At 66.7% G+C, this 26920-nt stretch carries 28 protein-coding genes and 1 tRNA gene; 9 read left to right on the forward strand and 20 right to left on the reverse strand.

The window, feature by feature from the left end:
- The first annotated feature begins 29 nt into the window (after window positions 1-29).
- Window positions 30-1718, forward strand: a complete 1689-nt coding sequence (locus RKE25_RS13975; RefSeq protein ID WP_311838710.1) for a long-chain-fatty-acid--CoA ligase — start codon at window positions 30-32, stop codon at window positions 1716-1718.
- 63 nt (window positions 1719-1781) lie between these two features.
- Here RKE25_RS13975 and RKE25_RS13980 read toward each other — a convergent pair whose 3' ends face one another.
- Both RKE25_RS13980 and RKE25_RS13985 read right to left on the reverse strand, forming a co-directional pair.
- Window positions 1782-2150, reverse strand: coding sequence for a PilZ domain-containing protein (locus RKE25_RS13980; protein WP_311838711.1), 369 nt, complete (start codon window positions 2148-2150; stop codon window positions 1782-1784).
- Between the two features lie 78 nt (window positions 2151-2228).
- Window positions 2229-3404 carry a DNA polymerase IV gene (locus RKE25_RS13985; RefSeq protein ID WP_311838712.1) on the reverse strand — a complete coding sequence of 392 codons (1176 nt, stop codon included), beginning with the start codon at window positions 3402-3404 and terminating at the stop codon, window positions 2229-2231.
- A 570-nt stretch (window positions 3405-3974) separates the two neighbouring features.
- Here RKE25_RS13985 and RKE25_RS13990 point away from each other — a divergent pair.
- From RKE25_RS13990 to arsC, 4 genes are read left to right on the forward strand one after another with little or no spacing between them, the layout of a single operon-like run.
- Window positions 3975-4799 carry a ScpA family protein gene (locus tag RKE25_RS13990; protein WP_311842392.1) on the forward strand — a complete coding sequence of 275 codons (825 nt, stop codon included), beginning with the start codon at window positions 3975-3977 and terminating at the stop codon, window positions 4797-4799.
- 36 nt (window positions 4800-4835) lie between these two features.
- Window positions 4836-5732, forward strand: a complete 897-nt coding sequence (gene scpB, locus RKE25_RS13995; RefSeq protein ID WP_311838713.1) for an SMC-Scp complex subunit ScpB — start codon at window positions 4836-4838, stop codon at window positions 5730-5732.
- Window positions 5729-7159 carry a pseudouridine synthase gene (locus RKE25_RS14000; protein WP_311838714.1) on the forward strand — a complete coding sequence of 477 codons (1431 nt, stop codon included), beginning with the start codon at window positions 5729-5731 and terminating at the stop codon, window positions 7157-7159. Before scpB ends, RKE25_RS14000 begins: the two co-directional genes overlap by 4 nt.
- Before the next feature lie 14 nt (window positions 7160-7173).
- Window positions 7174-7524, forward strand: coding sequence for an arsenate reductase (glutaredoxin) (gene arsC, locus RKE25_RS14005; protein ID WP_311838715.1), 351 nt, complete (start codon window positions 7174-7176; stop codon window positions 7522-7524).
- A gap of 111 nt (window positions 7525-7635) precedes the next feature.
- On the opposite strand, the gene RKE25_RS14010 is transcribed toward arsC, so the two are convergent.
- From RKE25_RS14010 to RKE25_RS14020, 3 genes are read right to left on the reverse strand one after another with little or no spacing between them, the layout of a single operon-like run.
- Window positions 7636-8436, reverse strand: a complete 801-nt coding sequence (locus RKE25_RS14010) for an amidohydrolase (protein WP_311838716.1) — start codon at window positions 8434-8436, stop codon at window positions 7636-7638.
- On the reverse strand, window positions 8424-9569 hold the full coding sequence (locus tag RKE25_RS14015; protein WP_311838717.1) for a pyridoxal phosphate-dependent aminotransferase: 1146 nt from the start codon (window positions 9567-9569) through the stop codon (window positions 8424-8426). The genes RKE25_RS14010 and RKE25_RS14015 overlap by 13 nt, the downstream gene beginning before the upstream one ends.
- A gap of 50 nt (window positions 9570-9619) precedes the next feature.
- Entirely contained in the window at window positions 9620-10585 is a 966-nt protein-coding gene (locus RKE25_RS14020) for a LysR substrate-binding domain-containing protein (protein ID WP_311838718.1), read from the reverse strand.
- A 118-nt stretch (window positions 10586-10703) separates the two neighbouring features.
- On the opposite strand from RKE25_RS14020, the gene RKE25_RS14025 reads away from it, so the two are divergent.
- Window positions 10704-11288, forward strand: a complete 585-nt coding sequence (locus tag RKE25_RS14025; RefSeq protein ID WP_311838719.1) for an NAD(P)H-dependent oxidoreductase — start codon at window positions 10704-10706, stop codon at window positions 11286-11288.
- Between the two features lie 51 nt (window positions 11289-11339).
- Here the strand turns inward: RKE25_RS14025 and RKE25_RS14030 are convergent, their stop codons facing one another.
- The 4 genes from RKE25_RS14030 to RKE25_RS14045 form a co-directional block, all read right to left on the reverse strand.
- Window positions 11340-13019, reverse strand: a complete 1680-nt coding sequence (locus tag RKE25_RS14030) for an amidohydrolase (protein WP_311838720.1) — start codon at window positions 13017-13019, stop codon at window positions 11340-11342.
- A gap of 81 nt (window positions 13020-13100) precedes the next feature.
- Window positions 13101-13340 (reverse strand): hypothetical protein, encoded by a 240-nt coding sequence (locus RKE25_RS14035; RefSeq protein WP_311838721.1) that lies wholly within the window; start codon window positions 13338-13340, stop codon window positions 13101-13103.
- Window positions 13341-13925: 585 nt separating this feature from the next.
- The gene (locus RKE25_RS14040) at window positions 13926-14471 is read right to left on the reverse strand and encodes a putative glycolipid-binding domain-containing protein (RefSeq protein WP_311838722.1); all 546 of its coding nucleotides are present in this window, start codon (window positions 14469-14471) and stop codon (window positions 13926-13928) included.
- Entirely contained in the window at window positions 14468-14959 is a 492-nt protein-coding gene (locus RKE25_RS14045) for a GNAT family N-acetyltransferase (RefSeq protein ID WP_311838723.1), read from the reverse strand. Before RKE25_RS14045 ends, RKE25_RS14040 begins: the two co-directional genes overlap by 4 nt.
- 550 nt (window positions 14960-15509) lie before the next feature.
- Between RKE25_RS14045 and RKE25_RS14050 the strand changes: the two genes are divergently transcribed.
- On the forward strand, window positions 15510-16166 hold the full coding sequence (locus RKE25_RS14050; protein ID WP_311838724.1) for a DUF6766 family protein: 657 nt from the start codon (window positions 15510-15512) through the stop codon (window positions 16164-16166).
- Between the two features lie 160 nt (window positions 16167-16326).
- Here the strand turns inward: RKE25_RS14050 and RKE25_RS14055 are convergent, their stop codons facing one another.
- The 5 genes from RKE25_RS14055 to tpiA form a co-directional block, all read right to left on the reverse strand.
- On the reverse strand, window positions 16327-16851 hold the full coding sequence (locus tag RKE25_RS14055) for a hemerythrin domain-containing protein (RefSeq protein ID WP_311838725.1): 525 nt from the start codon (window positions 16849-16851) through the stop codon (window positions 16327-16329).
- 135 nt (window positions 16852-16986) lie between these two features.
- Window positions 16987-17439: a nuclear transport factor 2 family protein gene (locus RKE25_RS14060; protein WP_311838726.1), complete on the reverse strand. Its 453-nt coding sequence runs from the start codon at window positions 17437-17439 to the stop codon at window positions 16987-16989.
- 316 nt (window positions 17440-17755) lie between these two features.
- Window positions 17756-17840: transfer RNA gene (locus RKE25_RS14065), tRNA-Leu, on the reverse strand.
- Window positions 17841-17850: 10 nt separating this feature from the next.
- Window positions 17851-18312 (reverse strand): preprotein translocase subunit SecG, encoded by a 462-nt coding sequence (secG, locus tag RKE25_RS14070; protein WP_311838727.1) that lies wholly within the window; start codon window positions 18310-18312, stop codon window positions 17851-17853.
- A 24-nt stretch (window positions 18313-18336) separates the two neighbouring features.
- Window positions 18337-19086 (reverse strand): triose-phosphate isomerase, encoded by a 750-nt coding sequence (gene tpiA, locus RKE25_RS14075; RefSeq protein WP_311838728.1) that lies wholly within the window; start codon window positions 19084-19086, stop codon window positions 18337-18339.
- Window positions 19087-19214: 128 nt separating this feature from the next.
- On the opposite strand from tpiA, the gene RKE25_RS14080 reads away from it, so the two are divergent.
- Window positions 19215-20027: an SDR family oxidoreductase gene (locus RKE25_RS14080; protein WP_311838729.1), complete on the forward strand. Its 813-nt coding sequence runs from the start codon at window positions 19215-19217 to the stop codon at window positions 20025-20027.
- 6 nt (window positions 20028-20033) lie between these two features.
- Here RKE25_RS14080 and RKE25_RS14085 read toward each other — a convergent pair whose 3' ends face one another.
- The 6 genes from RKE25_RS14085 to orn form a co-directional block, all read right to left on the reverse strand.
- Window positions 20034-20732, reverse strand: coding sequence for a VIT1/CCC1 transporter family protein (locus tag RKE25_RS14085; RefSeq protein ID WP_311838730.1), 699 nt, complete (start codon window positions 20730-20732; stop codon window positions 20034-20036).
- Between the two features lie 73 nt (window positions 20733-20805).
- The gene (locus tag RKE25_RS14090; protein WP_311838731.1) at window positions 20806-21294 is read right to left on the reverse strand and encodes a hypothetical protein; all 489 of its coding nucleotides are present in this window, start codon (window positions 21292-21294) and stop codon (window positions 20806-20808) included.
- 80 nt (window positions 21295-21374) lie between these two features.
- Window positions 21375-22316 carry a 2-oxoglutarate and iron-dependent oxygenase domain-containing protein gene (locus tag RKE25_RS14095; RefSeq protein ID WP_311838732.1) on the reverse strand — a complete coding sequence of 314 codons (942 nt, stop codon included), beginning with the start codon at window positions 22314-22316 and terminating at the stop codon, window positions 21375-21377.
- A 127-nt stretch (window positions 22317-22443) separates the two neighbouring features.
- Window positions 22444-23793, reverse strand: coding sequence for a phosphoglucosamine mutase (gene glmM, locus RKE25_RS14100; protein WP_311838733.1), 1350 nt, complete (start codon window positions 23791-23793; stop codon window positions 22444-22446).
- 41 nt (window positions 23794-23834) lie between these two features.
- Window positions 23835-24743: a dihydropteroate synthase gene (folP, locus tag RKE25_RS14105; protein ID WP_311838734.1), complete on the reverse strand. Its 909-nt coding sequence runs from the start codon at window positions 24741-24743 to the stop codon at window positions 23835-23837.
- A gap of 33 nt (window positions 24744-24776) precedes the next feature.
- Window positions 24777-25337 carry an oligoribonuclease gene (gene orn / locus RKE25_RS14110; RefSeq protein ID WP_311838735.1) on the reverse strand — a complete coding sequence of 187 codons (561 nt, stop codon included), beginning with the start codon at window positions 25335-25337 and terminating at the stop codon, window positions 24777-24779.
- Between the two features lie 125 nt (window positions 25338-25462).
- Between orn and sbcB the strand changes: the two genes are divergently transcribed.
- Entirely contained in the window at window positions 25463-26914 is a 1452-nt protein-coding gene (sbcB, locus tag RKE25_RS14115) for an exodeoxyribonuclease I (RefSeq protein ID WP_311842393.1), read from the forward strand.
- The last annotated feature ends 6 nt before the right edge of the window (window positions 26915-26920 follow it).

Consider the following 26920-nt stretch of genomic DNA (forward strand, 5'->3'; position numbering starts at 1 on the left):
GGCATCCGATACAGGAGCAGGGAACAAACATGAGCAACGAGCGTCCGTGGCTGGCCCATTACCCGGAAGGCGTACCCGCACAGATCGACCTCAATGCCTACGCCTCCGTCGCCGCGGTGCTGGACGAAGCGTTCTCGAAGTTCCGCGACCGCCCCGCGTTCCACAGCTTCGGCAAGGAGCTGAGCTATGGCCAGATCGATGAGATGAGCCGTCAGTTCGCCGGCTATCTCACCGGTGTGCTCAAGCTAGTCAAGGGCGACCGCGTCGCCATCATGATGCCGAACGTGCTGCAGTATCCGATCGCGCTGTTCGGCGCGCTGCGCGCCGGCCTGGTGGTGGTCAACACCAATCCCATGTACACGGCGCGCGAACTCAAGCACCAGCTCGAGGACTCCGGGGCCAAGGCCATCGTGGTGCTGGACAACTTCGCCGCCACGCTGCAGCAGGTCGTGGCCGAGACGGAAGTGAAGCACGTCGTCACCACCGGCATCGGCGACCTGCTGGGGCTCAAGGGCGCGGTGATCAACTTCGTGCTCAAGCACGTCAAGAAGATGGTGCCGCCGTACCACCTTCCGCAGGCCGTGCGCTTCCGCGACGCGCTGGCGCAGGGCGCCGCGCATCCGGTGCCGCAGGTCGCGCTCACTCATGACGACCTCGCCTTCCTCCAATACACCGGCGGCACCACCGGCGTGGCCAAGGGCGCGATGCTCTCCCACGGCAACATGGTGGCGAACATGCTGCAGGCCGGCGCCTGGATCGGCGGCAACGCCAAGCCGGGCGAAGAGGTGATCATCACGGCGCTGCCGCTGTACCACATCTTCTCCCTGACCGCGAACGGCCTGGTGTTCATGCGGCTGGGCGGGCTGAACTGGCTGATCACCAATCCGCGCGACATGCCCGGCTTCGTGAAGGAACTCAAGAAATCCCGCTTCACCGCCCTCACCGGCGTCAACACGCTGTTCAACGGGCTGCTCAATACACCCGGTTTTTCCGAGGTGGATTTCTCCCGCCTGCACCTGACCCTGGGCGGCGGCATGGCCGTGCAGCGCGCCGTGGCGGAACGCTGGAAGAAGGTAACCGGCGTGACGCTGGCCGAGGCCTACGGCCTGACGGAAACCTCGCCCGCGGCGTGCATCAACCCGCTGGACCTGAAGGACTACAACAGCTCCATTGGCTTGCCCATTCCCTCCACCGACGTGGCCATCTGGTCCGAGGAAGGCAAGCCGCTGTCGGTCGGCGAAGTGGGCGAACTGATGGTGAAAGGCCCGCAGGTGATGAAGGGCTACTGGAACCGCCCGGACGAGACTGCCAAGGTACTTGGCGACGACGGCTGGCTGCATACCGGCGACATCGCGCGGATGGACGAGAATGGCTACTTCTATATCGTCGACCGCAAGAAAGACATGATCCTGGTGTCCGGCTTCAACGTGTATCCGAACGAAGTCGAGGACATCGTGATGACCCACCCGGGTGTCGCGGAAGTCGCCGCGGTGGGCGTGCCGGACGAGCATTCGGGCGAGGTGGTGAAGCTGTTCGTGGTCCGCAAGGACCCGAACCTCACGGTGGAGACGCTCAAGGAGTTCTGCCGCGAGAACCTCACGGGCTACAAGCGTCCCAAGATCATCGAGTTCCGCGATTCGCTGCCCAAGAGCAACGTGGGCAAGATCCTCCGCCGCGAACTGCGCGAAGAGAAGAAGCCGGCCGCCTCGGCGGCCTGAGGCCTCGACGAAAGGCCACGCTGCACGGCGCGTGCCTCAGCTCTGTAAAGACGCGACGACTGCTCAGTCGTCGTGCCATGTCTCCAGGATATCGGCGTAGCCGCCCAGCAGGTTCCACAGCGGGACCTGCTTGTCCTCCGGAATGCGCGTGTAGGCGAAGCCGACATGGCGATCGGAAATCCGCGCTACCTGGGCTTCCAGATGGATATGCAGGTCGTGGCCGAAGATCATGTCCAGCATCCAGCTCTGCCCCACTTCGCCCTGCCATCCCAGCGGCCGGCGCAGCAGCGCGCCCGTCGCCGAGATGTCCACCAGCTCCGTCGGCTGCGACTGGCTGCCGCGGCTCATCAGTACGGTCGTCTCGATGCGCATGCGCGCCGGGCGCAATTGCTCCGGACTACCGTTGTGGTGCTTGCCGCCGGCTTTGGTCATGCACTTCCCTCCCATCCCACTGCTGCGCAGTGTCCACCCAACTTATCCGCGACCGGCGAAAAGCGGTCGTGAACGGGTCTATCCTCGCCCTCGCGTGCGCAAACTCCCCGCGCGCACCAGGCTGCCCGTGCCGAAGCGCAGATTGATCCGGTCCTGCACCTGGTCCGTCGCCGCCGCCATGGGCGCCGAGGCGAACATATCCTCCTGCGGACGCCGGTCGAAACCCGACAGGCTCACGCCGAGCAGGCGCAGGCGCGGGGTGGGCTGCGTCTGCCACCACACGTTAAGCAAGCGTCGTGCCACGTCATAGATGTCCGCCGCCGACGCACTCGGCGCGCCCAACCTGGCCTGGCGCGTGTGCGTGACGAAAGGCGGCTCGCGCAGCTTCACCGTAACCGTGTGGCCGGCCAGGCCGCGGGCACGGGCGCGCTCGGCCACACGCTCGCATTGGCGCAACAGCCAGGCTTCGGCCATGTCCAGGCGCACCACGTCTTCATCGAAGGTGTGCTCGGCGCCGATCGACTGCTCCGCCCGGACCGGCTCGACTGCACGCTCGTCCTCGCCGCGCGCCAGCGCCTGCAGCAAGGTGGCCTGACGCCCCAGCGCCCGGGTCAGACGCGCCGGGTCACATGCTGCCAATTCACCGATGGTGCGGATGCCCAGGCGGTGAAGCGCCTGTTCGGTCACCTTCCCTACGGTCCACAGTCGTCCGATCGGCAGTGGAGATAGCCGCGCCGGCGCCTCGTCCGCCCGGATGCGCAGCAAGCCGTCGGGCTTGGAGAGTTCGCTGGCCAGCTTGGCCAGCCATTTGTTGGGTCCGATGCCGACCGAGGCGGTCAGGCCGGTACGGTCGCGGATGTCCTGCTTGATGCCCCGGCCGATCGCTTCCACCCCACCCAGCAGGCGCAGGCTGGCGGTCACGTCCAGGAAGGCCTCGTCGAGGGACAAGCCCTCGATCTGGGGCGTGATGCCCTCGAAAACGGCGAAGACCTCCGCGGATACCTCCTCATAGCGGTCCGCCCGCGGGCTCAGGTAGACGCCATCGGGACACAGGCGCCGCGCCTGGGCGGTGGGCATGGCCGACCGGACGCCGTAGCGCCTTGCCTCATAGCTGCAGGTAGAAACCACCCCGCGCCGCCCCAGCCCGGCGACGATGACGGGAAGGCCCCGCAACTCCGGACGGTCGAGCTGCTCCACCGACGCATAGAACGCGTCCATGTCGACGTGGATGATCGAGCGCTCGGCGGTTGGCATGCGCGGCATTCTGCCGATGCGCCATGGCGCTTGGTAGCCGGCCATGCGCAAGCGGCACACTGGACTTGGCCGGATGCAACCGCTAACCTTGATCGCACGTGGGTCAAAGGGTGCGCCTGCCGATCGAGCCAGCGGCGACCGGAGCACCCGCCCGATGCACTCAGCAGACCTCTTGTTCAGTCCGTGACGCAGTCCATCGCGCGTCCCGGTTCGCCTTTGCTGCGGATCGTCTCCCGGCGCAGGCATGCAGAGGTCGCTCACGGCCAGCCTGATCGATGCCGCCGCCGGTGCGGTCTCGTCATGCAATCGCCGCGACGGGCGCCATCGCGCCACGGCTGATGATCGAGCCAAGGGAAATTCACGGGTGTCCGCCGGATGGCCGCCACCCAAGCGGGGGACATTCCTCGAGCGAATGCCGGTGGAATCTATCGGTTCCGAACGTGTTGAACGCACTGCAAGCCGTCTCAGGCGGCCCAACGACATGCATTGATGAGTACTGAGCCAGTCGAGCCTCAGCAGCCGGTCGCAGCGCCGCAGGACGCTTTCGCGTCCGTTCCGCAACAGCAGGAAATGCCGCTTGCCATCGTGCGCGGCGAGCCCGTGCTGCAGATGCCGCAGGACCTCTACATCCCGCCGGATGCGCTGGAAGTCATCCTCGAGGCGTTCGAGGGGCCGCTGGATCTGCTGCTCTACCTGATCCGCCGGCAGAACATCGACATCCTGGACATTCCGATTGCCGAGATCACCCGGCAGTACATGGAATACATCGACATGATGCGGGACATGCGGCTGGAACTGGCCGCCGAGTACCTGCTGATGGCCGCGATCCTGGCCGAGATCAAGTCGCGGCTGCTGCTGCCGCGGCCGCCGGCGGAAGAAGGCGTCGAGGAGGACCCCCGCGCCGAGCTGATACGCCGGCTGCAGGAGTACGAGCGCTTCAAGAAGGCCGCGGAAGACATCGACACCCTGCCCCGCGTGGAGCGCGACACGGTGGTGGTCCATGCGGACAGCGGCGAGCGCACGGTGGTGAAGCTGCCGCCGCCGCTGGACCTGAAGGAAATGCTGCTGGCGCTCAAGGACGTGCTGCGCCGCGCCGAACTGTTCGGGCACCACGCCATCAAGCGCGAGGCGCTCAGCGTGCGCCAGCGCATGGGCGAACTGCTCAGCAAGCTCAACGACACCAGCTTCCATCGCTTCGAGACGTTGTTCGACGTCAACGAAGGCCGGCTCGGCGTGGTGGTCACCTTCCTGGCCATGCTGGAACTGGCCAAGGAAATGCTGGTGGAAATCGTGCAAGAGGAGCCGCTGGCTCCGATCTACGTGAAAGCTAAGGTCATCCAGGCCGAGGAATCCGTCGAAGCCGATGCGCCCGAACGCGCCTCGGCCGCCGACTGAGGCCGGCTCCCGACAGCATCCGCATCCGACAAGGCCATGCAGATCGAGCAACTGAAAAACATCATCGAAGCGGCGCTGCTCGCCGCCACCCAGCCGCTCACCGTACAGCAACTGGGCGACCTCTTCGGCGAAGAGGACGAGATCGACCGCGAGCAGATCGCGCGTGCGCTGGAAGTCCTGGCCGAGGATTGCGCCGGGCGCGGCGTCGAGCTGCGCGAGGTGGCTTCGGGCTTCCGCTACCAGGTGCGCCAGGAGGTCCATCCGTGGATCTCGCGCATGTGGACCGAGAAACCCAGCCGCTATTCGCGCGCCCTGCTGGAGACCCTCGCGCTGATCGCCTATCGCCAGCCGATCACGCGCCCGGAAATCGAGCAGATCCGCGGCGTGGTGGTGTCCTCCAACATCATCAAGACGCTGGAGGAGCGCGAGTGGATCCGCGTAGTCGGCTACCGCGACGTCCCCGGCAAGCCCGCGCTGTTCGGCACCACGCGCGCGTTCCTCGACTACTTCAACCTCAAGTCGCTGGACGAGCTGCCGCCATTGTCGGAAATCCGCGACATGGAAGACCCGCAATTGCGCTTCGCCGAAGAGCCCCTCCCCGTCCGCGTCGCGCGCGACCTGCCGATCGATCCGGATGCGGAGGCCGAGCAAGCCGGCGAACAGCCGGCCGAGACGGCCGCTGCGGAAAACCAGGGCGGCCACGTCGAGGGCGATGCGGAGTTCCACGTGGCCGGCGAGCATCCGGAACAGGAAACCGCCGTCGCCGAACCGCCCCATGAACACGACGACGTCGCCGCGATCGAAGCGGCGCCGTCCCCCGCCGGCGAGGAAGCCCCCGCCGAACCTTCCACCGTCACTGCCGCCGAGGCAGAGAACCCAGCGGACGCCGACCACGGCGCCGCCACGAAAGATACCGAGGAGTACCGCGCATGAATGCGCCGCAGAAATCCGTCCTGACCCTCAAGCGCGACACACGCCCGACCGCGCCCGCGATCGAAGAACGCCTCCATAAGGTCCTCGCCAACGCCGGCCTCGGCTCGCGCCGCATGCTGGAACAGCGCATCCAGGCCGGCGAGGTCGAAGTCAACGGCGCGCCGGCTGGCATCGGCGCCAGCGTCCACGCGGGCGATCGCGTGGTGATCGACGGCAAGCAGTTCGTCGTCGCCACCGACAACCGCGACGAGACCGAGGTGCTGGTCTACCACAAGCCGGAAGGCGTCGTGACCACCCGCGAAGACCCCGAAGGCCGCCCCACCGTGTTCGAGCAGCTGCCGCGCCTGAAGGGCGCGCGCTGGGTCGCCGTGGGCCGCCTGGACATCAATACCACCGGCCTGCTCCTGCTCACCACCGATGGCGAGCTGGCCAACGCGCTGATGCATCCGCGCAGCGGCATGGAACGCGAGTACCTGTGCCGCGTGCATGGCGAAGTGCCGGACGAGATCATCGAGAAGCTGAAGTCCGGCGTGGAGCTGGAAGACGGCCCCGCCCGCTTCGACGAGATCGGCATTATCAGCAGGGGCGGCAGCCACAGCTGGTTCCGCGTGGTCATCCGCGAAGGCCGTAACCGCGAGGTGCGCCGCCTGTGGGATTCTCAGGGTTTCCTGGTCAGCCGCCTCAAGCGCATCCGCTACGGCAGCGTGGAACTGCCCCGCGCCCTGCGCCGCGGCGATTGCGAGGCGCTCGGCGAAGAGGCGGTCAAGGAGCTGCGCCAGGTCAGTGGCCTGGGCGCGCCCCAGCCCGTGCTGACGCTGAGCCCGGTACTGCATCAGCGCCGCGCTACCCGCAACGTCACCGAATACCGTCCCGAGCGTGGCGCTGGCGGCTCCTGGAGTGGCGCGTACCACGACGAAGCACGCGAACTGCGCGCCTTCGACCGCATCCGCGAGGAGCCCGCGCGCGGCAAGCAGCAGCGCCGCCGTCCGGGCAAGGAAGTGAATGGCAACGTCGCACGTCCCGAGCGCACGCCCAACGCCAACGCCGGTCGCCGCAAGGGCAAGCGCGGCGTCGCGCCGGGCCAGGAATTGCCCTCCGTGCGCACCTGGTTTGCCGGCGAGAGCCGCGAAGGCGGTAGCCAGGGCCAGGGTCAGGGCTACGGTGGCGGCGGCAACCGTCGCGGCGGCGGCAAGCGCGGCCCGGCCGGCCAGGCCCAGGGCGGCGGCAACCCCTATAGCGGCTTCGGCGGCGGTGCCAACCGCGGCCAAGGCGGCGGCAAGGGCGCCGGGCGTCCGCAGGCACGCGGCGGCAATCGTCCCGGCCAGGGCGGCGGCAATCGCCCGGGCCAGGGTGGCGGCAATCGCCAAGGTGGCGGCGGGCGTCCCCACGGCGGCGGTCGCGGTGGCCCGCGCGGCGGCAACCGCTGAGGGCAGCACCGGCGATGAATGCGGTCCGCATCTATCACAACAGCCGCTGCTCCAAGTCGCGCGCGACGTTGGCACTGCTGCAGGAGCGCGGCTGCCAGTGCGAAGTGATCAACTACCTCGACACCCCGCCGAGCATCGAGGAACTGGCCCAGTTGCTCGGCCAGCTCGGCATGACCGCGCGCGAGCTGATCCGCAAGGGAGAGACGGAGTACGCCGAGCTGGGGCTGGACGATCCCGCGCTGAGCGAGCACGACCTGCTCGCGGCGATGGCGCAATATCCGCGCCTGATCGAGCGGCCCATCGTGGTCGCCAATGGCAAGGCCAAGCTTGGACGTCCTCCGGAGTCGGTGCTGGGCATCCTCTGATACCGCGCTCCGTTATCCGAGCCCGCACGAGTCTGCGATTCGCTCATCCAAGCTTCGCGAACCATAAAAAAAGGCCGCCCCAAGGCGGCCTTTTTTTCCTGCTCATGAAGCTTACGGCTGCAGCGTGAACTCGTCCGCGTCCATCCATGCGGGAAAGCGTTCCCGATGCGCCAGCAGCGGCGCCGGATCCAATGTCACCGTCGCCACCTGCTCCTGCGGCCCCAACTCGATCAGCGGTTCGCCGACCGCATCGATCACGGCGCTGTCGCCCGCATACGGCAAGTCATTGCCGTCCACGCCGACGCGATTCAAGCCCACCACATAGCTAAGATTCTCGATCGCGCGCGCGCGCAGCAGCGTGCGCCACGGCTGACGGCGCGGGGCCGGCCAGTTGGCGACGAACACCGCCAGGTCGTAGTCCATGCCCCCGACAGCCTCCTCCATACGCCGGTTGCGCAGCCATACCGGAAAGCGCAAGTCATAGCAGACCTGAGGAAGGATGCGCCAACCTTTGAGCTCCACGATCAACCGTTCGCGGCCGCCGCCATAGCGGGTATGTTCGCCGGCCATGCGGAATAGGTGGCGCTTGTCGTATTGCGCATAGCTACCGTCCGGGCGTACCCACAACAAGCGGTTGTACACGCTGTCGCCCTCGCGGATCGCAAGGCTGCCGCACAGCGTCGCTTCCACGTCGACGGCCAGCGCGCGCAGCCAGGCCACGCCCTCGCCTTCCATCGTTTCCGCACTGGCGCGCGTGTCGTTGCTGAAGCCGGAAAGAAACGTCTCCGGGAGCACGATCAGGTCGCTCTTTCCGGCCAGCGGCCGCACCAGCGCGCCGTAGTATTCGCGGTTGGCGGGCGCGTCGTGCCAGCGCGTGGCTCCCTGCACCAGGCTGACGGTCAGAGCTTGCATAGACGCTCCGCCGCGGCTTCCATGGTGGCGTCGCTCTTGGCGAAACACAGGCGAACCAGCCGCGTATCCGGCGCTGTTTCGTAGAACGGCGCCAGCGGGATCGCCGCCACGCCGCCTTCCTTGACCAGCCATTCGCAGAAGGCGACGTCCGCCTCGTCGCGGATCGCCGAGTAGTCGACCAGCTGGAAATAGCCGCCGGGCACGTCCAGCAGCTTCAGGCGAGAGGGCTTGAGCAGCGCGCGAAAACGATCGCGCTTGGCCTGATAGAACGCAGGCAGTTCCAGGTAGTGCTCCGGCGTACTCGCCATGAATTCGGCGAACGCCACCTGGGCGGGATGGAAGGTGCAGAAGGTCAGGTACTGGTGCACCTTGCGGAACTCGGCGGACAGCGCGCGCGGCGCCACGGCGTAGCCCACCTTCCAGCCGGTGCAGTGGTAGGTCTTGCCGAACGAAGACACCACGATGCTGCGCTCGGCCAGTTCGGCATGCCGCAACACGCTCTGGTGCAGCGCGCCGTCGAACACGATGTGTTCATAGACCTCGTCGGAGAGCACCACGATCTCGGTGTCGCGCACGATGGCGGCCAACTCGTCCAGATCGCCCGCCGACAGCACGGCACCCGAGGGATTGTGCGGACTGTTGACCAGGATCATCCGCGTGCGCGGCGTGACGGCATCGCGCACGCGCTGCCAGTCGACGCCGAAGCTGGGCACGGTCAGCGGGATATGCACCGCCTTCGCGCCCTGCAGCTCGATCGCCGGTTCGTAGCTGTCGTAAGCCGGATCGAACACGATCACCTCATCGCCCGCACGCACCACCGCGGCGATCGCTGCGAACAAGGCCTCGGTGGCACCGGAGGTCACGGTCACATCGGTGTCGGCGCTGATGCGGCGCCCGTACATGCGCTCGGTCTTCAGCGCGATCTGCTCGCGCAGCGGCGGCAGGCCGATGCCGGGTGCGTACTGGTTGCGCCCTTCGGCCATCGCGCGCGTGATGGCTTCGCGCAACGCTTCCGGCGGTTCGAAATCGGGAAAGCCCTGCCCCAGGTTGACTGCACGGTGCTCGACGGCGAGCTGGCTCATCACGCTGAAGATGGTGGTGCCCACCTTCGGAAGCTTAGTGTCGATATGCATGGGACTCGGTGTTTGGATGTCTAAACGAAAATGCTAGCACGTCCGATGTTTCAGACTTCCGGACAGGGCCGCTTGCGACACTCTTCGTGCTTCTGCAGGGTCGTCTTCGGCAGGCGGTCGGCCAGGAAATCCACGAAGGCGCGCACGCCCGGCAGCAGGCCGCGCCGGCTGGGGTACACGAAGTGCATGGTGCCTTCGGGCAGGCTCCAGTCCGGCAGCACCACTTCGAGATCGCCCCGGGTAATTGCCGGCGCGCAGACGAACTCGGGCAATAGCGTCACACCGATGCCGCGCCGGGCCGATTCCAGCAGCACGGAGAAATCGCCGCAGACCAGGCGCGGCTGGATGTCGACCACGACGCGCTCGCCGTCAGCGCCGATCAGCTCCCAGCTCTGCGCGCCCTCGTGCTCGTTCATGGCGAGCGCAGGAATGGTGGACAGGTCGGACGGGACTTTCGGCCGCCCCGTCTGCTTGAGCAGCGTGGGGCTGGCGACCAGCAGCACGCGCGACTGCCCGAAGGTGCGCATCACCAGGGTCGCATCCGTATCGAGCTTGCTGCGCACACGGATCGCCACATCCACACCTTCACCGATCAGGTCGACGCGGCGATTGGTGGCTTGCAGGCGCACCTGCACCTTGGGATGTTGCGCGAGGAAGTCGGGCAGGACGTGCGCCACGATGGTCTGCGCCAGCGAATTGGGGCAGCTCACGCGCACCACGCCGCGCGGTTCGGCGCGCAGCTCGTCCACCGCGTCCTGCGCGGCGCGCGCCTCTTCCAGCACGGCGCGGCAATGGGTGTAGAAGCGCTCACCCACCTCGGTGACGACGAAGCGGCGCGTGGTCCGCTGCAGCAACCGCACGCCCAGGCGCTCCTCCAACTGCGCGATGCGCTTGCTGAGGCGCGATTTCGGAATGCCCAGCGCCCGCCCGGCGGCCGAGAAGCCGCCATGCTCCACCACGGAGGCAAAGAAGTAGAGGTCGTTGAGATCCTGCAGGGCGCCGTCGAGTACGGTCATCTTCGTTTCCAATGAGAAACAATTTGTTCGATATCACCCATCTTATCGGGCGATTGTTCCAAGAATATCGTTATTCCCGTCGCCGGCATACCGCCCGGCCCACGATTGAGGAATAGCCATGAAGCTCCTGCACATCGATTCCAGCGCCCTGGGCAACCATTCCGTCTCCCGCGGCCTGACTGCCGCCATCGTAGCCGAGCTGGTCCGTGAGCAGCCCGGTCTGCAAGTGACCTACCGCGACCTGGCTGCCCAGCCCCTGCCGCACTGGAGCCCGGTGGCCGATGCCGCTGATCCGGCCGCCATGCTTGGTACCGAGGTGCTCGAAGAGTTCCTGGCGGCCGACGTGGTCGTCATCGGCGCCCCCATGTACAACTTCTCAATTTCCAGCGCCTTGAAGGCTTGGATCGACCGCGTCGCGGTCGCCGGCAAGACCTTTCGCTACACCGCCAACGGCCCCGAAGGACTGGCGGGCGGCAAGCGCGTGATCATCGCGTCGAGCCGCGGCGGCTTCTATGGCGAAGGCAGCGCCGGCCAGCCCATGGATTTCCAGGAGCCGTACCTGCGGGCGGTGCTGGGCTTCCTGGGCGTCACCGACATCGAGTTCGTCCGCGCCGAAGGCGTGAACGTGAGCGCCGATCACAAGGCAGAAGCCTTGAAGACCGCGCAGGCCAGCATCGGCGTCGTCGCCCGCAAGGCGGCCTGAGCCGCCTCCCTCCCCGGTATCGATCGTCCCCCCCAGCCGACGCCGCGCAGTTCATCGCGCGGCGTCGGCCCGTTCGCCGGCGCGATAGACCGTCTTGCCGTCCACCCAGGTGCTGAGCGGCTTGAGGTCAGCGATCTGGCGCGGCGAAATGGTCAGCGGATCGGCATTAAGCACCACGAAGTCAGCGCGCATGCCCTGCTTCAGCATGCCGACCTCACGCTCCATGAACGCCGCGTACGCCGCGGTGCGGGTGAAGCCCGCCAGCGCCTGGATGCGGCTCACCTTCTGGTCGGACAGCCATCCGCCCGGCGGCTGGCCCTTGAGATCCTGGCGGGTGACCGCCGCATAGATACCCAGCATCGGGTCGGGGCTTTCCACCGGGAAGTCGGAGCCGAACGCCAGCGGCACCTGCTCATGCAGGAAACGCTGCCACGCATAGGCGCCTTTCAGGCGCTCGTTGCCCAGGCGCTGCGCGGCCCACGGCATGTCGGACGTGGCGTGGGTCGGCTGCATCGAGGCGATCAGGTGCAGCTTGGCGAAGCGTGGGATGTCGTCCAGCGCCACGATCTGCGCATGCTCGACGCGCCAGCGGTGATCGCCCGCGGCCTCCTGTCCCAGCACCGCCTGGTAGGTATCGAGAACCATGCGGTTGCCGCGGTCGCCGATGGCATGCGTCGCCACTTGAACGCCGCAGCGATGCGCCTTGTCCACGGCGACGCGGTAGTCCTCCGGCGAAGTGACCAGGATGCCGCGATTGCCGTGGTCGTCGCTGTAGTCCTGCAGCAATGCCGCGCCGCGGCTACCCAGTGCACCATCCATGTACAGCTTCACCGTGTGCATGCGCAGGCGGCCACTGGCGTCGATCCATTGCCCGCCCTGCATGCACAGCCATTCCAGCGCGCCATGATTGCCATCAGCCATTTCGTACAACCGCAGCGGGATGTCGCCCTCCTTCGCCATCTGCTGCAGCACTTTGAAGTCGTTCATGCTCACGCCGGCGTCGTGCACGCCGGTGAGGCCCTGCGCCACCAGTTCCTTGAACGCGCGGCGATACGCATCGCGGGTCTGCGCCGGCGTCAGCGGCGGCACTGCATCGGCAACCAGCGCCTGCGCACCGTCGATGAGAATGCCGGTCGCGCGCTTGCCAACGCGGACGATGCGGCCACCGTCCGGTTGCCAGTCGCCATCGAGCGACTTAGCCGCATGCTTCATCGCCGCCGTGTTCGCCCATGAGGCGTGGCCATCGATACGCTCGAGAAAGACCGGGCGATCCGGGAATGCCTCGTCCAGATCTCCCGCGCTGGGAAATTGCTTATCCGCCCACCGGTTCTGGTCCCAGCCATGGCCGATCAGCCAGACGTCCTTGGGCAGCTTGGCGGCGAAGTCCTTCAGCCGCTGCAGCACCTCGGCCTTCGAGTCCGCGCCGACCAGGTCGGCCTGGCTGCGGATCTTGCCCAGGCCCAGCACATGACCGTGGGCGTCGATCAGCCCTGGTATCACCGTGGCGCCATGTGCGTCCGTCGCCGCCGCACCCGGGTATTTGGCCTGCAGTTCGGCGGTCGTGCCCACGGCCAGCAAGCCGCCCTGGTCGTCCCAGGCCAGTGCGGTGGCTTGGGGATTGTCCGGATCCATCGTATGAATGCGGGCGTTCACCAGCAGCGTGGCGGCCTGCAACGGCGCGAAGGCGAAGGCCAGCAGCGCGGCTGCGGCAAGACGGCGTGGCATGGGCATGAGCGGCTTCCTGACGACGGATCGCCGCACTTTGCCCGGCCCGGGGCGGAAATGACAAGAAGCGGATGGCGCGGCGCCGGTTCAGACGGCGTCCGCGACGGCAGCCATGGCGCACCGGTCGTAATGCGCCAGCCGTATCGCCGAACCCAACCCCGGCATCTCGACGCAGACCGACCGCCCCGAGCGCGCGTGTTCGTCGCGGGCCACTTCGCGGGCCAGCGTGATCGCCGGTCCCAGGCGGAGGCCGCTGAACAGGCAGAAGCCGGAACGGCAGATATTCCACTGGCCTTCCATCGACGGCTTGAGCGTGTAGATGATCATCCGCACCCCCGCGAGATGAAGAAATAGCGTCGTCCCCGGTGGGCTTCCATAGCCCAGCCGCCGACCAAGTAAGCATGCCCCGATGCCGCTTACGGTCCTATCAGCGTCTTGCACGATGTGTTGTAGGGATGGGCCTACATCGGCGTCAGTCGAGGATGAGCGAGCGCGGAGCGCGCGATCTTCTGCGCAAGCGCCATGTTTCTTGCTGCCATGACAGTAAAGACATTTCCTTCACCACAAGTCGCTGCGCTTCAGATATCGCGACGACGGCGCGCACGTGCGCGCCACCCCGGAATGACCGAAGAACGAACGCAGAGGTGTTGGCGCCCCATAAAAAAGCGCCCCGATCACGGGGCGCCAAGTCGGGCTCAGGGGCGTGAGCCATACAGAAGAACGCCCCGGTCATCGGCTGTCGCGAGTGATCGAACTCACCGCCTGACTCGCGGGGCAGACATAGACTGCGCCTTTTTCGCAGTGACCACCTAGCGGCGAATAGCGCATGTTCGTGTAGGGGATTTCCGATTGCGCGCCTCGGCTTCGGCCGGCGGCGCCGGCCGCACGCTGCGACATGGCTCGACGGCAGCTTCAACATAGAGACCACAAGCCCGGGTATCGGGCGACGACGCCATGATCCGCCAGCTCCAGCAAACCCTGATAGCCCGCGGTAGGCGCTTCGTACCAAAAGCAGTTTTCGCCTCGCCGCTCGTAGCGTTGCGGCAGGACGTCCAGCCGTTCCATGCCGATGTCGAACCAGGCGACCGGAAGCTCGACTGCCGGCCCGCCGTCGAGTATGACGCGCTGCATCTGCTGCAAATTGGTCGCCGGCGTGAAGCCGAAATCCAGATCGACCAGCGCTTCCAGCCCTGCCTGACGATGCCCGTCCAAGTACCAGCCATCGGGCCGGCGCTCGATGCGATGGTGAAAGAGCCGCCCTTCCTGATGGCCCCGAAGCTCGCCCCGGCGAGTCGACCAGTCCTGTGCCAGGGCTACTTCGTAAGCGACACAGGTCGCGCCGGCGCCATGACCGAAGACCGCCATGCCGCGCAGCATCCTGTCCTCGCCCGCCGTCGTCACGAAAGCCGCGTCATGGCCTGGCACGTCCAGCCGGCGCCATAGCGCATGGATTCTCATGCGGGAGCGCCTAAGGCTGCCAGCCGCTTTTCGTACCGCCACACCTTCAGGTCGAACGGGCCTGCTGACGTTTCCAAGCGCGAAACGAAAGGTCCCACATAGGTCCACCCACGTTTCCGATAAAAACGCGCCGCGCGTTCGTTGCCGATGGCACAGGCCAGCCAGGCAGTGACATGTCCGCGCGCCGCGAGACGGGCTTCGCCATCATCCATGAGCGTCGCCGCCACGCCCCCGCCGCGCGCCTCGGGGGCCACGAAGAGCTGGTACAGCTCGTCGTCCTTGAGCATGCAGAAACCCGTCGGAGCTCCTGTCGAGCCAGCGACCCGGACATCCTCAAGACGTACGGCCAGGCGCTGCGCGAAACTTTCCAGAGTGCGCAGCCGCGCCAGCTCCTTCGGCAGGATGGCCGCGTGGGCGTCCTGCCATCCGTCATGCCACAGGCGCGCCAGGGCGGGAATGTCACTGGGCAGCGCGGCACGGAGGGTCATAGCGGGTCTCGGCGCGGTGGTAGCACGCGCCAAGGTAATCGAGCACGATCGGCCTCACTAGAGGTGCCGGCGGGAACACCGTTTGCCGGAACCTGGCCCAGCAGCAGCGCGTGGCCTTCGGTCACCGCGCCCGGCGGTGCCGCGCCCAAAGCGGACTCCCACCCCTCGAAAAAGAAAAAGCCCCATCCATGGGGCTTGCAGCCATCCTTAGCCGCTACGTCCTGTGTCCGGGGCATCGGCAAAGGAGCCTGACTTACCGGACAAGGACAGTTTGCGGTTTTGTCCGAAGTCCGTGTAGAGGTGAACGTCGCGTCGACGTGTAGGGGAATTCCTACAAGATCTTCCTGAGCTCTTTTGAGCCCTCGGGGATGGATAGCCGATGGCCCGGAAGACCATCCGGGGCAACAGCCTTTCCGCCATAAGGCCAGGCCCCGCGACTGCTCGCCACGCCAGGCATACCGCACCTTCATGCCCTCTTCCTATGGCCTACGCGTTCTCCTAGCGACCGCGGAACGATGATGAAGCCGACAGGACCGCGGCAATCATCACCATGACCGAATCTTCGTTCCTGAAACGCAACGGCTTGAGCATCGCCGCCATCCTCATGATGCTCGCCGCCTGGCTCGGACAGGCCGCGATGGGCCATACGGCGCACAACGACGAGCTGCGGGAGCACGGCCAGGCGGCGATCGGCTTCGCGGCCTACCTGGCTGGCGGAGACTTCTGGTCCGCCACTTTCGAGAACTGGGAAAGTGAATTCCTGCAGATGGGCGTCTATGTGCTGCTGACAGTCTGGCTTCGACAAAAGGGCTCGGCCGAATCGAGGCCTTTCGAAGAAGATGAAGAGCCTTCCGCGCCGACGCCTCTCTCTTCACAGCCCAGGGCATGGCGGCGCACCGGTTTCGTACGCTTGCTCTATGCCAATTCGCTGTCGATCGCGTTCCTGACGCTATTCGTCCTCTGCTTCGGTGGCCACTTGATCGCCAGCTGGCACAAGGGGCTCGGTGAAGCCGCGGCGCATGGAGAGCCAGCCATGACCTTAGCTGCCTACGCCATGGGCCCGGAGTTCTGGTTCGAGTCCTTCCAGAATTGGCAAAGCAAATTCCTTGCCGTCTTTTCGCTGATCGTGCTTTCCATCTTCCTGCGCCAGAAGGACTCTCCCCAATCCAAGCCGGTGGATGCTCCGCATAGCCAAACCGGCGGTTGAGTCAGGAAGCCGGCATTCCATGTTGCGAAGCACCCGTGCTTGGCCAGGAACGCCTTGCCCATACCTGTGCGAAGCCCAAGACGAGGAGCCGCGGCGATGCACGGTCAATGGCGCGCCATCGAGAGACTAGCGGGCCTGGTGCATTCCGGTGGCTATTCGCTCAGCCGGGCGACTGAGGCGAATGCATCGTGCCCTTGATGGCAGTCTTTACCTTGGCAAAGCCGCTGACCGCCGCCGCTGCGGAGGACTTCTTCCACTCCGCATACTTGGTATCGAAGTCGGCGAGCTCGGCCGCACTGAACAGCTGGCGGGCGGCCGCGAACATGACGGTCTCTTCCTCGTGGGCATGGTGCTCGATCATCTGCGAAAGCACCTTCACCGAACCGGCGAACTGGCGCGAGTCGAAATCCGCGGCATGGATGTCCGGCAGGACAGCTTTCTCGACCGCGCGATGCTCCTGGATCGCCTCAGCCTGGATGAGCTGCTCGTCGAACGTGGCGCGCTCGGCGAATGCCGGATAGAACACGGTCTCTTCCCACTTGGCGTGCGGAATCAGCGCAGCTTCGATCTGCTTGAGCAGATCCTTGCGTGCATCCTTCTCGCTGTCGGCAGTGGCGTTGATCTTGGCGAAGAGCTCGCGCAGTGCACCGTGTTCCTGCTTCAATGTATCGAGAATGTCGGTCATGGGAGTTCACCTGGAGAAAGGCGACGCTCCCATTCCACATCCGCGACCGTCATCCGGCTGTGAACCTTATCTCGCGTGCTCGGCGATGGAGGCGCAGCTTTCTCGCACGGCAAGCTGGACCAGAAAGCTGCATCTTCATTCGGCGATCCGCGTCGTCTGCACATTCACCACTTTCCAGCCACCGCCCTCCTTCACGTAGGTATCGGTATATCGATAGTGGAGGCGAAAGGGCTTCCCTTCGTAGGTGCCGTGCATGTCGGTAACGCCGTTGATAAGCGCGGTGTTCCCGTAGGTGCGGATCTTGAAGTCTTCGACCGTGTACGGAGCGATCACCAGCTCGGGCGACATGATGTTCTGCAGGAACTGCGTCTTGTCCGCCGTCTTTCCATCGCTGCCGATCTGAAAGAACGTCTCGGACATATTCTTCGCGATCGCTTCCCGATCCTTCCTGATGATCGCGGCATCCCATGCATCGGCTTGCGCTTTCAACGCGGCATGAAGATCCGCGTGATCGTCGTTCTTGGCGGCCACGGACGTGGAAACCAGCGACACGACAAGCGATACGAACGCGGCTTTGAACATGGCCATCGATGTTCCTCCTTCATTAGGCACCCGGATCGGTCGAACGTAAGGGAAGTTGAAAGGCTTTCGCCTGCATCCACACATCGGCGATGGCGCGATCGATGCGCGCCCTCAAAAAGCGGTAGCCCATGAAGTGCCGACTCCCAGTGGCTTCAACCCCAAAAGACTCGACCGGTGCCACCTCGCACCGCAAGTGCCGCACCCATCTCGTGATGCCGAATCCAGACGCCCGCGTCGCTAGGACAAACAAAACAAAACCCCGCATCGCTGCGGGGTTTCGTGTATTCCCAGGGATGTCCTGAAGACGTCCTGGAACTTCGATTGGTGCCCAAGGGGGGACTCGAACCCCCACGACTTGCGTCGCTACCACCTCAAGGTAGTGCGTCTACCAATTCCGCCACCTGGGCAGGTGTCTTGTTACTTCTTCTGCGAGGCCGGGGCTTCGCCGTTGGCTTTTGCCGGGGCGGTCGCCGAGGGGACTTCACCGCTGTTCTGGGCCGGCGTCGTCGCCGTGGGAACGTCGCCTACCGGCTTGGTGGCCTGCGGGACGCTGGCCGGCGCCGAGGGCTGCGCATTCTGCGTGGCCGCCGGCGGATTGGCAAGCCCGGACATCACGCCGAGATCGGCGCCACTGTTCTGCGGCGCACCATGCCGGCTCAGGTAGATACCCATGCCGAGGCTCAGCAGGAAGAACAGCGCGGCAAGCACGGCCGTCGCGCGCGTCATGAAGCTCGACGAACCACGCGCGCCGAACACCGTGGCGGAGGCACCGCCGCCGAAGCCCGAACCCGCGTCGGCACCTGCGCCGCGCTGCATCAGGATCAGCACGATCATCGCGGCGGCGATCAGGATGTAGAAGACGCTGAAGATGACGAACATGGGTTTCCAGAGAATCCGTGCGCGTTAGTTCGCTGCGGCGCAGATCGCGAGGAAGTCCGCCGAGGTCAGGCATGCACCCCCGACGAGCCCCCCATCCACGTCCGGCTGCGCGAACAATTCCGCGGCATTGGCCGGTTTGACGCTGCCGCCGTAAAGCAGCCGGGTCAGACGGGCAATCATAACATCCTCTTTCGCCAATTGGCTACGGATGAACGCGTGCACCTGCTGGGCCTGTTCCGGCGTCGCGGTGCGCCCGGTGCCGATGGCCCAGACCGGTTCGTAGGCGATTACCGCCGTGTCGAAACTGGCCACGCCGTTGAGAGCCAACACCGCCTGCAGCTGGCGGCCGATCACCGCCTCGGTCTCGCCTGCCTCGCGCTGTTCCAGCGTCTCGCCCACGCACAGCACCGGGGTGAGCCCGCCGGCGCGGGCGGCGGCAAATTTGCGGGCGACCAGATCGTCGCTCTCATGGTGGTATTGCCGGCGCTCGGAATGACCTACCAAGGTCCAGTTGGCACCGACGTCGGCGAGCATGGCTGCGGAAACCTCACCGGTGTAGGCGCCCTGCCCCTCGTGCTCACTCACGTCCTGTCCGCCGAAGCCCAGGCCGGAGCCCGCGTGTTGCCCAGCCAGTCCGGCAATGTACGGAAAAGGCGGAAACACCACCACGTCGACCGCCGACGGCATGCCGGCCGCGATATCGCCCGCCAGGGCCTCGGCCATTGAGCGGCTGCCGTGCATCTTCCAGTTACCGGCGACGAGCTTCTTGCGCATGGCGTGCTCCCTCATCCAAAACGCAAAAGCTTACTGAGCGCCCCCGGAGGCGGCAACGGAGCGCCCGCTGGCGCATTCGGCAAACTGACAGCAAGATCGCGCTTCCCATCGGCCCACAAGGAACCGGCATGTCGCGCTCCCGCCCTCTCAGTCTCGTCACCGGCGCCTCCGCGGGCATCGGCGCGGCTTTCGCGCGGGAGCTGGCCGCACGCGGCCATGACCTGGTACTCACTGCCCGCCGCGCGGACCGCCTGGAGGAGCTTGCCGCCGAACTCCAGGCCAGGCATGGGACCCACGCAACGGTGCTGCCGCTGGACCTGGCTGACCCGGATGCTCCCCGCCAGCTCGCCGAAACCCTGGCCGCACGCGGCCTCGCCGTGGACTGGCTGATCAACAATGCCGGCTACGGCGTACCCGGCACGTTCGAGGCGAACGCCTGGGAAACCCATGCCGCCTTCATCCAGGTGCTGATGACCGCGCCGACCGAGCTCGCATGGCGCCTGCTGCCGGGTATGCGCGAGCGCGGCTATGGCCGCATCGTCAATGTGGCCTCGCTCGCCGGCCACGTGCCCGGCACGGCGGGCCATACGCTCTATGGCGCTTCCAAGGCCTACCTGATCAAGTTTTCGCAATCGCTGGCGCTGGAGAACCGGCACCTTGGCGTGAACGTCTGCGCGCTCTGCCCCGGCTTTACCTGGTCGGAGTTCCACGACGTCACCGGCACCCGCGACCTGATGAACCAGATGCCGCGCTTCATGTGGCAGACCGCCGAAGACGTGGTGCGCGAAGCCTGCGAAGCGGTCGAGCGCGGCGACATCGTGCGCGTGACCGGACGCGTCAACCGCTTCATCAAGTCGCTGGTCAAGCTGATGCCGGACCGCCTCGCGCTATGGCTTTCGGCGCGCGAATCGCGACGGTACCGCCACGCCGCCTCGCACTGAAGCCGATCAGCCGCCGATCAGGCGCGCCAGCAGGAAGGCCGCCGCGGAAGCGAGTCCGCCCACCAGCATAGTCTGCATCGCGCCGCGCAGCATGCCGATGCCGGTGAACTTCGCCTTGGCGGCGCCGAACAGGCCCAGCGCGATCAAGGTGCACACCACGGACAAAGGCAAGGCGCGCGACATCTCGCCGACCAGCATGTACGGCAACAGCGGCACCAGGCCGCCGATGATGTAGGCCCCGCCGATCGTCAGGGCACTGCGCAAGGCGCGCCCCGGCTCGGGCTGGTCGAGCCCGAGTTCGAAACGCATCATGAAATCCACCCACTTGTCGGGGTGCGCGCGGAAATGGGTGAGGATCGGTGCGCATGCCGCCCGGTCCAGGCCGTAGTGGGCAAAGATCTGCACCACTTCGTCCTCTTCGCGATGCGCGAGCTCGCGTACCTCAAAATGTTCCCGCGCCCGCTCCGCGCGGTAGTGGTCCGCGTCGCCACGGGCGGCCAGATAACCCCCAAGCCCCATCGCGATCGCGCCGGCCGCGATCTCCGCCACGCCGGCCACCACCACCAGCCGGCTCGCAGCCACGGCGCCGGACAGGCCGGCCGCCAGCGCGAACGGCACGGTCAGGCCGTCCGCCATGCCGATCACCAGATCGCGAACGGTGTCCGAAGCGGTGAAGTGCTTTTCCGTGTACGGGGTCACGGGCATGGTGGCGCTCCCTGGTGAAATTGCCCGCCACTCTAGCGCCGGCTTTGCCGGCCCGCCGGCATAAGAAAACGAATTACTGGCGTTTGCAGGTCAGCGTGTCGCCCACCACGAATTGGTTGCCACGCATGATCTGCCAATCGACGCGCAACGCGCCGCCCGCCTCGCGTACATAGATGAACTTCTGGGCCGGCTGGACGTCGGGCGCCGAGGTCCAGGTCAGCGTGTCGCCTTCCCAGCCCGGCGCACTGAACAGGCGCATGCCGCCCGAGCCGTCCACCACCGCGGCGCGGAACTGTCCGGCCTTGGCGTCGTACGCCCAGGTTTCCAGTGCGCGATAGGTCGACGGCGGCAGATCGTCATGATGCTTGAGCACGACCGCGCCACCCAGCGAGGATTCCAGGCGCAGGGTCGAAGCGATCCTCTTGCCGCTGATGGGAAAGACGCCCTCGCACTTCCAGCTGCCGAGCAACGGGTCCATGGCGCGGATGGGCAAGACGGATTCCGCGGCGCAGCAGATGCCGCCGGCGAGCAGGAGGGCAAGGGCAGGCAGGGCGCGCAGCATGGCTGTTCCACGGCAAGGAAGAGCCATGAGGCTAGCGGACTCCCGGCCGGCGCGAACCGACCGGAAGTCACGGCCGCACGTCAGATCAGCTTGATCTCGCGCAGGCGCTGCTGCAGGTACTCGTGCGAGGTGATCGACGTGTCGTAGCGGCGGGGATTGTCCGGCGTCACGCACTGCGGCAACGGGTCCAACACCACGTCCGGGTTGGGATGCAGGAAGAACGGCACCGAGTACCGCGGCTTGCGCGCGTTCTCGTTCTGCGGGTTCACCACGCGATGCGTGGTGGACGGATACACGTGGTTGGTCAGGCGCTGCAGCATGTCGCCGATGTTCACCACGATGGCATCGCCCTGGGTGGTGATCGGCAGCCACTCGCCCTCGCGGGTCAGCACTTCCAGGCCTTCGGCGCTGGCGCCCACCAGCAAGGTGATGAAGTTGATGTCCTCGTGGGCACCGGCGCGCACGTTCGGGATGTTGTCCTCGGTGATCGGCGGGTAGTAGATCGGGCGCAGGATGGAATTGCCCTGGTCGGTCTTGTCCTCGAAATAGTTCTCCGGCAGGCCGATATGCAGCGCCAGCGCGCGCAGCACGCGCGTGCCCAGATCGTCCAGCGCCTCGTACAGCCCATAGCCGTACGGCTTGAAGGCGGGCACTTCTTCCGGCCAAAGGTTCGGCGCCATCACGTCCGCGAAGCGCGAGTCGCGCGGAATCTCGCGGCCGACGTGCCAGAACTCCTTGAGGTCGGCGTGCTTGCTGTCCTTGGCCGTTTCCACCTTGAACGGCGTGTAGCCGCGCGCGCCGCCGGTGCCGGGCACGTGGTACTTCATCTTGGTCTCGGCAGGCAACGCGAAGAACTGCTGGAACGCCTGGTAGGCGTGGTCGATCAGCTCGGTGGGGATGCCGTGGCCGCTGATGCCGCAGAAACCGTATTCGCGGTAGGCCGCGCCCAGTTCCGCCACGAAGGCCTCGCGGTCGGTGTCGTAGCGGCGGATGTCGAGGGTGGGAACCCGTTTGGTCGTCATGGTGTCGTGATCCACAGGTAGGCGTGCGGTCGATTTATCGAACCCGCCACCGCAGGGGCGGGGCACGTCGGGCCAATCCTTGGCGACCTGGGCAGGACGCGGGTCTTGCAGACCCCGCCCCGCTGGCTCACGAGCGTTCGGCGACGGATTTTACGACCTCGGCCAGCTTCTCCGCCATCCGCCTCACCTCGGCCTCGTCGGCCGCCTCCACCGTCACCCGCACCAGCGGCTCGGTGCCGGAGGCGCGCAGCACTACCCGGCCGCGGCCGCGCAGGGAGGCTTCCGTGTCCGCCAGCGCCTGCTTCACTTCGTCGCTCTGCAGCGATTCGCGCGCACCCTGGGCACGCACGTTGATCATGATCTGGGGCATCTTGTGCAGGCCCTGGCGCGCTTCCGCCAGGTCGCGTCCGCCCAGTGCCTCCAGCACGGCAAGCGCCGAGACGATGCCGTCACCGGTGGTGGCGCGGTCCAGGCAGAGAATATGGCCGGAGGTCTCGCCGCCGAGCTGGCCGCCGTGCTCCTTGAGCTTCTGCAGCACGTAGCGGTCGCCCACATTGGCTCGGATGAGCTCGACGTCCAGCGCGCCCAGCGCCTGCTGCAGGCCGTAGTTGCTCATCAGCGTGCCCACCACCGGCCCCTGCAGGCGGCCCTGGGCCTGCCACGCGCGGGCGAGGATGAACAGCATGTCGTCGCCGTCGGCCAGTACGCCTTCGCGGTCCACCATCTGCACGCGGTCACCGTCGCCGTCGAAGGCGATGCCCAGGTCCGCATGGTGCTCGAGCACGGTCAGCTGCAGCGTCTGCGGATGCGTGGACCCCACGCCGCGGTTGATGTTGAAACCGTCCGGCCGATCGCCGATCGCGATCACTTCCGCACCCAGCTCGGCGAATACCTTCGGCGCCACTTGATAGGTCGCGCCATTGGCGCAATCCAGCACGATGCGCAGGCCGCGCAAAGTGAAGTGTTCGTCCACCGTGGCCTTGCAGAACTCCGCATAGCGGGCCACGGCGTCGTCCACGCGGCTGGCCTTGCCCAGGCGCTCCGAAGGCTCGGTGGTGAACTCGGCGTCCAGCTCCTGTTCGATCGCCAATTCCAGTTCGTCGGAGAGCTTTTCGCCGGTCGCCGAGAAGAACTTGATGCCGTTGTCCTGGTGCGGATTGTGCGAGGCGCTGATGACGATGCCGGCCTGGGCGCGCAGCGAGCGGGTCAGGAACGCCACCGCTGGCGTCGGCATCGGGCCGAGCAGGCCCACGTCCACGCCGGCCGCCACTAGGCCGGCTTCGAGCGCCGCTTCGAACATGTAGCCGGACACGCGCGTGTCCTTGCCGATCAGCACTTTCGGCCGGCGGCCCTTGGTATCGCGCGCCAGCGCCACGCCGGCGGCGCGGCCCAGCCGCAGCATGAAGTCCGCGCTGATCGGCCACTGGCCCACCGGACCGCGGATGCCATCGGTGCCGAAGTACTTGCGTTCGCTCATAGGGGATCCTGTCGGCGCGCCACGTGGGCGCGGTTGCATGTTTATTCGTCGTCCGGCCAGCGAGGCGCGGCCGGACGCGTTTCCCGGCGCACCGTAGGCTCCCCTGCAGCCACGGCATGCCAAACGGCCAAAGCGTCGACCGTAGCGATCACATCATGTACGCGCACCATACGCGCGCCACGTTGCACGGCGATGAGCGCCGCGGCCACCGAACCGGCCGCCCGCTGGGCGGGCTCCTCGCGACCGGTCAGCCGGCCGATCATCGATTTGCGCGAGAGGCCGACGTAGCAGCCACTGCCGAGGTTGCCGAAGCGCTCGATCGCGCGCAGGAGGGCCAGGTTGTGCTCCAGCGTCTTGCCGAAGCCGAAGCCCGGGTCGACCATCACCTGCCGCTTGTCGATACCCGCCAGCTCGCAGGCGAACAGGCGATCCGCCAGGAACCGGTGCACCTCGCCCACCACGTCGTCGTAGCGCGGCTCGTCCTGCATCCCGCGCGGCTCGCCCTGCATGTGCATCAGGCACACCGGCACGCGCAATTCGGCTGCCGCGTCCAGCGCGCCTTCCCGGCGCAAGGCGTAGACGTCGTTGATCATGCCCGCGCCGGCCGCCACCGCGGCGCGCATCACTTCGGGCTTGGAGGTATCGATCGCGATCGGCAGCGACGTACGCGCGGCCAGCTGCTCGATCACCGGGATCACCCGGCGCAGCTCCTCGTCGAGCGGCACGTCCTCGGCGCCCGGGCGGGTCGACTCGCCGCCCACGTCGAGCATGTCGGCACCCTCTTCCGCCAACCGCAGGCCATGCGCGACGGCCGCGTCGACGGTGGCGTGGCTGCCGCCATCGGAGAACGAATCGGGGGTGACGTTGAGGATGCCGACCACGCGCGGGCGGTCCAGCACCAGGCGGCGGCCGGCGCAATCGAGTACGGGGGCGAGAAGATCGGCGGACATGGCGGCTCCTGACTCGGGTGCGCGGGCGGAACGTCAGCCCGCGCCGCCCAGCGCGCCCATGAACTGCCGGTAGTACCGCAGCTCCTCGATGGAGTCGCGGATGTCCGACAGCGCGGTGTGCGCGGATTCCTTGCTGAAATTCTTGCAGATGCTCGGTGACCAGCGGCGCGACAGCTCCTTGAGCGTGGACACGTCGAGGTTGCGGTAATGGAAGTAGCGCTCCAGCCGCGGCATCTGCCGATGCATGAAGCGGCGGTCCTGGCAGATCGAATTGCCGCACATCGGCGATTTGCCGGCGGGCACCCAGGCCTTGAGGAAATCCAGCGTGGCCTGTTCGGCGGCGGCATGGTCGTCGGCGGACGCCAGCACCTGGTCCCACAAGCCGGATTTGCGGTGCTGGTTGCGGTTCCAGGCGTCCATCGCCTCCAGCCGGTCCACCTCGTGGCGGATGGCGAACACCGGGCCTTCGGCCAGGATGCTCAGCTCCTTGTCGGTCACGATGGTGGCGATTTCCAGAATGGAGTCGTTGTCGGTGTCCAGACCGGTCATCTCCAGATCGATCCAGATCAGGTTCTCTTCGTTAGGTTGGCTCATGCTCCCTCCTGGCCGCGCAGTCTAGCAGCAGGCGCCGCAAGGCCCGAGTCCGGCAAAGCTGCCCGGCGCGCCGGGCCGTGCGCGCGGTCGCATGGTGGCTGGTCCGCCGTGCGATCATCCGCGCCATGCAGACCTTCTTCTGGCACGACTACGAGACCAGCGGCGCCGACCCTTGGCGCGACCGTCCGCTGCAGTTCGCCGGCATCCGCACCACCATGGACCTGGAGATCGTCGGCGAGCCGGTGATGTTCTACGGCCGCCCGCCGCGGGACATGCCGCCCCACCCGGACGCCTGCCTGATCACCGGCATCACGCCGCAGCGGGCCGAGCGCGAGGGACTGTCCGAAGCGGCCTTCGCGGCCCGCGTGCACGAACAGCTGGCGGCGCCGGGCACCTGCGGCGTGGGCTACAACTCGCTGCGCTTCGACGACGAATTCACGCGGCAGATGCTCTACCGCAATTTCTATGAGCCCTACGGCCGCGAATGGGAGAACGGCAATTCCCGCTGGGACCTGATCGACCTGGTGCGCATGTGCGCGGCGCTGCGCCCCGAAGGCATCGAATGGCCCAAGCGCGACGACGGCGCGCTCAGCTTCAAGCTGGAACACCTGGCCGCGGCCAACCACCTGCGCCAGGAACGCGCGCATGACGCGCTCTCCGACGTCTACGCGCTGATCGACCTGGCCCGGCTGATCCGCGTCCGCCAGCCACGGCTGTGGGACTGGCATTTCGCGCTGCGCCGCAAGCAGAAGGTGTTCGAGCTGCTGGACGTGGTGAACATGACGCCCGTCCTGCACGTCTCATCCCGCTACCCGTCCAGCCGCTACTGCCTGGCCATCGTCGCGCCGATCGCGGCGCACCCGACACGGCAGGGCGAAATCATCGTGTACGACCTCTCGGCCGATCCTTCGCCCTTGCTGGCTCTGGGCGAAGAGGAGATCGCCGATCGCGTCTTCACCGCCCGCGCCGATCTGCCCGAAGGGGTGGAGCGCATTCCGCTGCGCACGGTGCGCGCCAACCGTTCGCCGGCGCTGGCGCCGCTGTCGGTACTCAAGGGCACGGACACCGCGCGCCTCCAGCTCGACGTCGACCAATGCCTCGTCCACCGCGACGCGCTGGCCGCCATCGACGGCCTCGCCGAGAAGCTGCGCCGCGTCTTCCAGCGCGCCGCCGACCTGCCCCCGCCGGCCGATCCGGAACTGGCGCTCTACGGCGGCTTCCTGCCCGACGCCGACAAGCGCCTGCTCGCCGAGGTGCGCGCCACGCCGCCGGAACAACTGGGCACCCGCGCGTTCCCGTTCCGCGACGGGCGCTATCCAGAACTGCTGTTCCGCTACCGCGCCCGCAACTGGCCCGAAACGCTGTCCGCCGAGGAACGCGAACGCTGGGACGCCTTCCGGCGCGACCGCCTGCTCAAGCCCACGCCGCTGACCGCTCTCACCCTCACCGATTACTTCGCGCGCATCGCCCAGTTGCGCACGGAGCATGCAGGCGATGCCGGCAAACTCGCCCTGCTCGATCAGTTGCAGGTCTGGGGCGACCAGCTCGCCGCCGACCTCGCCCCTCTGCCCGCCTGACACCAC

Source organism: Dyella sp. BiH032, from assembly GCF_031954525.1.
In the GTDB taxonomy this organism is placed as follows: Bacteria; Pseudomonadota; Gammaproteobacteria; order Xanthomonadales; family Rhodanobacteraceae; genus Dyella_D.

Bases quoted from the DNA above. Each gene is read 5' to 3' on its own strand.
- orn (WP_311838735.1), bottom strand. From the start codon at position 25,337: ATGAGCCAACCTAACGAAGAGAACCTGATCTGGATCGATCTGGAGATG.
- RKE25_RS14080 (WP_311838729.1), top strand. From the start codon at position 19,215: ATGTCGCGCTCCCGCCCTCTCAGTCTCGTCACCGGCGCCTCCGCGGGC.
- RKE25_RS14060 (WP_311838726.1), bottom strand. From the start codon at position 17,439: ATGGCCATGTTCAAAGCCGCGTTCGTATCGCTTGTCGTGTCGCTGGTT.
- RKE25_RS14095 (WP_311838732.1), bottom strand. From the start codon at position 22,316: ATGACGACCAAACGGGTTCCCACCCTCGACATCCGCCGCTACGACACC.
- scpB (WP_311838713.1), top strand. From the start codon at position 4,836: ATGCAGATCGAGCAACTGAAAAACATCATCGAAGCGGCGCTGCTCGCC.
- RKE25_RS14020 (WP_311838718.1), bottom strand. From the start codon at position 10,585: ATGACCGTACTCGACGGCGCCCTGCAGGATCTCAACGACCTCTACTTC.
- RKE25_RS13985 (WP_311838712.1), bottom strand. From the start codon at position 3,404: ATGCCAACCGCCGAGCGCTCGATCATCCACGTCGACATGGACGCGTTC.
- RKE25_RS14040 (WP_311838722.1), bottom strand. From the start codon at position 14,471: ATGAGAATCCATGCGCTATGGCGCCGGCTGGACGTGCCAGGCCATGAC.
- RKE25_RS14055 (WP_311838725.1), bottom strand. From the start codon at position 16,851: ATGACCGACATTCTCGATACATTGAAGCAGGAACACGGTGCACTGCGC.
- RKE25_RS14015 (WP_311838717.1), bottom strand. From the start codon at position 9,569: ATGCATATCGACACTAAGCTTCCGAAGGTGGGCACCACCATCTTCAGC.
- arsC (WP_311838715.1), top strand. From the start codon at position 7,174: ATGAATGCGGTCCGCATCTATCACAACAGCCGCTGCTCCAAGTCGCGC.
- sbcB (WP_311842393.1), top strand. From the start codon at position 25,463: ATGCAGACCTTCTTCTGGCACGACTACGAGACCAGCGGCGCCGACCCT.
- RKE25_RS13980 (WP_311838711.1), bottom strand. From the start codon at position 2,150: ATGACCAAAGCCGGCGGCAAGCACCACAACGGTAGTCCGGAGCAATTG.
- RKE25_RS13975 (WP_311838710.1), top strand. From the start codon at position 30: ATGAGCAACGAGCGTCCGTGGCTGGCCCATTACCCGGAAGGCGTACCC.
- RKE25_RS14085 (WP_311838730.1), bottom strand. From the start codon at position 20,732: ATGCCCGTGACCCCGTACACGGAAAAGCACTTCACCGCTTCGGACACC.
- RKE25_RS13990 (WP_311842392.1), top strand. From the start codon at position 3,975: ATGCCGCTTGCCATCGTGCGCGGCGAGCCCGTGCTGCAGATGCCGCAG.
- RKE25_RS14010 (WP_311838716.1), bottom strand. From the start codon at position 8,436: ATGCAAGCTCTGACCGTCAGCCTGGTGCAGGGAGCCACGCGCTGGCAC.
- glmM (WP_311838733.1), bottom strand. From the start codon at position 23,793: ATGAGCGAACGCAAGTACTTCGGCACCGATGGCATCCGCGGTCCGGTG.
- RKE25_RS14045 (WP_311838723.1), bottom strand. From the start codon at position 14,959: ATGACCCTCCGTGCCGCGCTGCCCAGTGACATTCCCGCCCTGGCGCGC.
- RKE25_RS14000 (WP_311838714.1), top strand. From the start codon at position 5,729: ATGAATGCGCCGCAGAAATCCGTCCTGACCCTCAAGCGCGACACACGC.
- RKE25_RS14090 (WP_311838731.1), bottom strand. From the start codon at position 21,294: ATGCTGCGCGCCCTGCCTGCCCTTGCCCTCCTGCTCGCCGGCGGCATC.
- RKE25_RS14030 (WP_311838720.1), bottom strand. From the start codon at position 13,019: ATGCCCATGCCACGCCGTCTTGCCGCAGCCGCGCTGCTGGCCTTCGCC.
- secG (WP_311838727.1), bottom strand. From the start codon at position 18,312: ATGTTCGTCATCTTCAGCGTCTTCTACATCCTGATCGCCGCCGCGATG.
- RKE25_RS14025 (WP_311838719.1), top strand. From the start codon at position 10,704: ATGAAGCTCCTGCACATCGATTCCAGCGCCCTGGGCAACCATTCCGTC.
- folP (WP_311838734.1), bottom strand. From the start codon at position 24,743: ATGTCCGCCGATCTTCTCGCCCCCGTACTCGATTGCGCCGGCCGCCGC.
- RKE25_RS14035 (WP_311838721.1), bottom strand. From the start codon at position 13,340: ATGATCATCTACACGCTCAAGCCGTCGATGGAAGGCCAGTGGAATATC.
- tpiA (WP_311838728.1), bottom strand. From the start codon at position 19,086: ATGCGCAAGAAGCTCGTCGCCGGTAACTGGAAGATGCACGGCAGCCGC.
- RKE25_RS14050 (WP_311838724.1), top strand. From the start codon at position 15,510: ATGACCGAATCTTCGTTCCTGAAACGCAACGGCTTGAGCATCGCCGCC.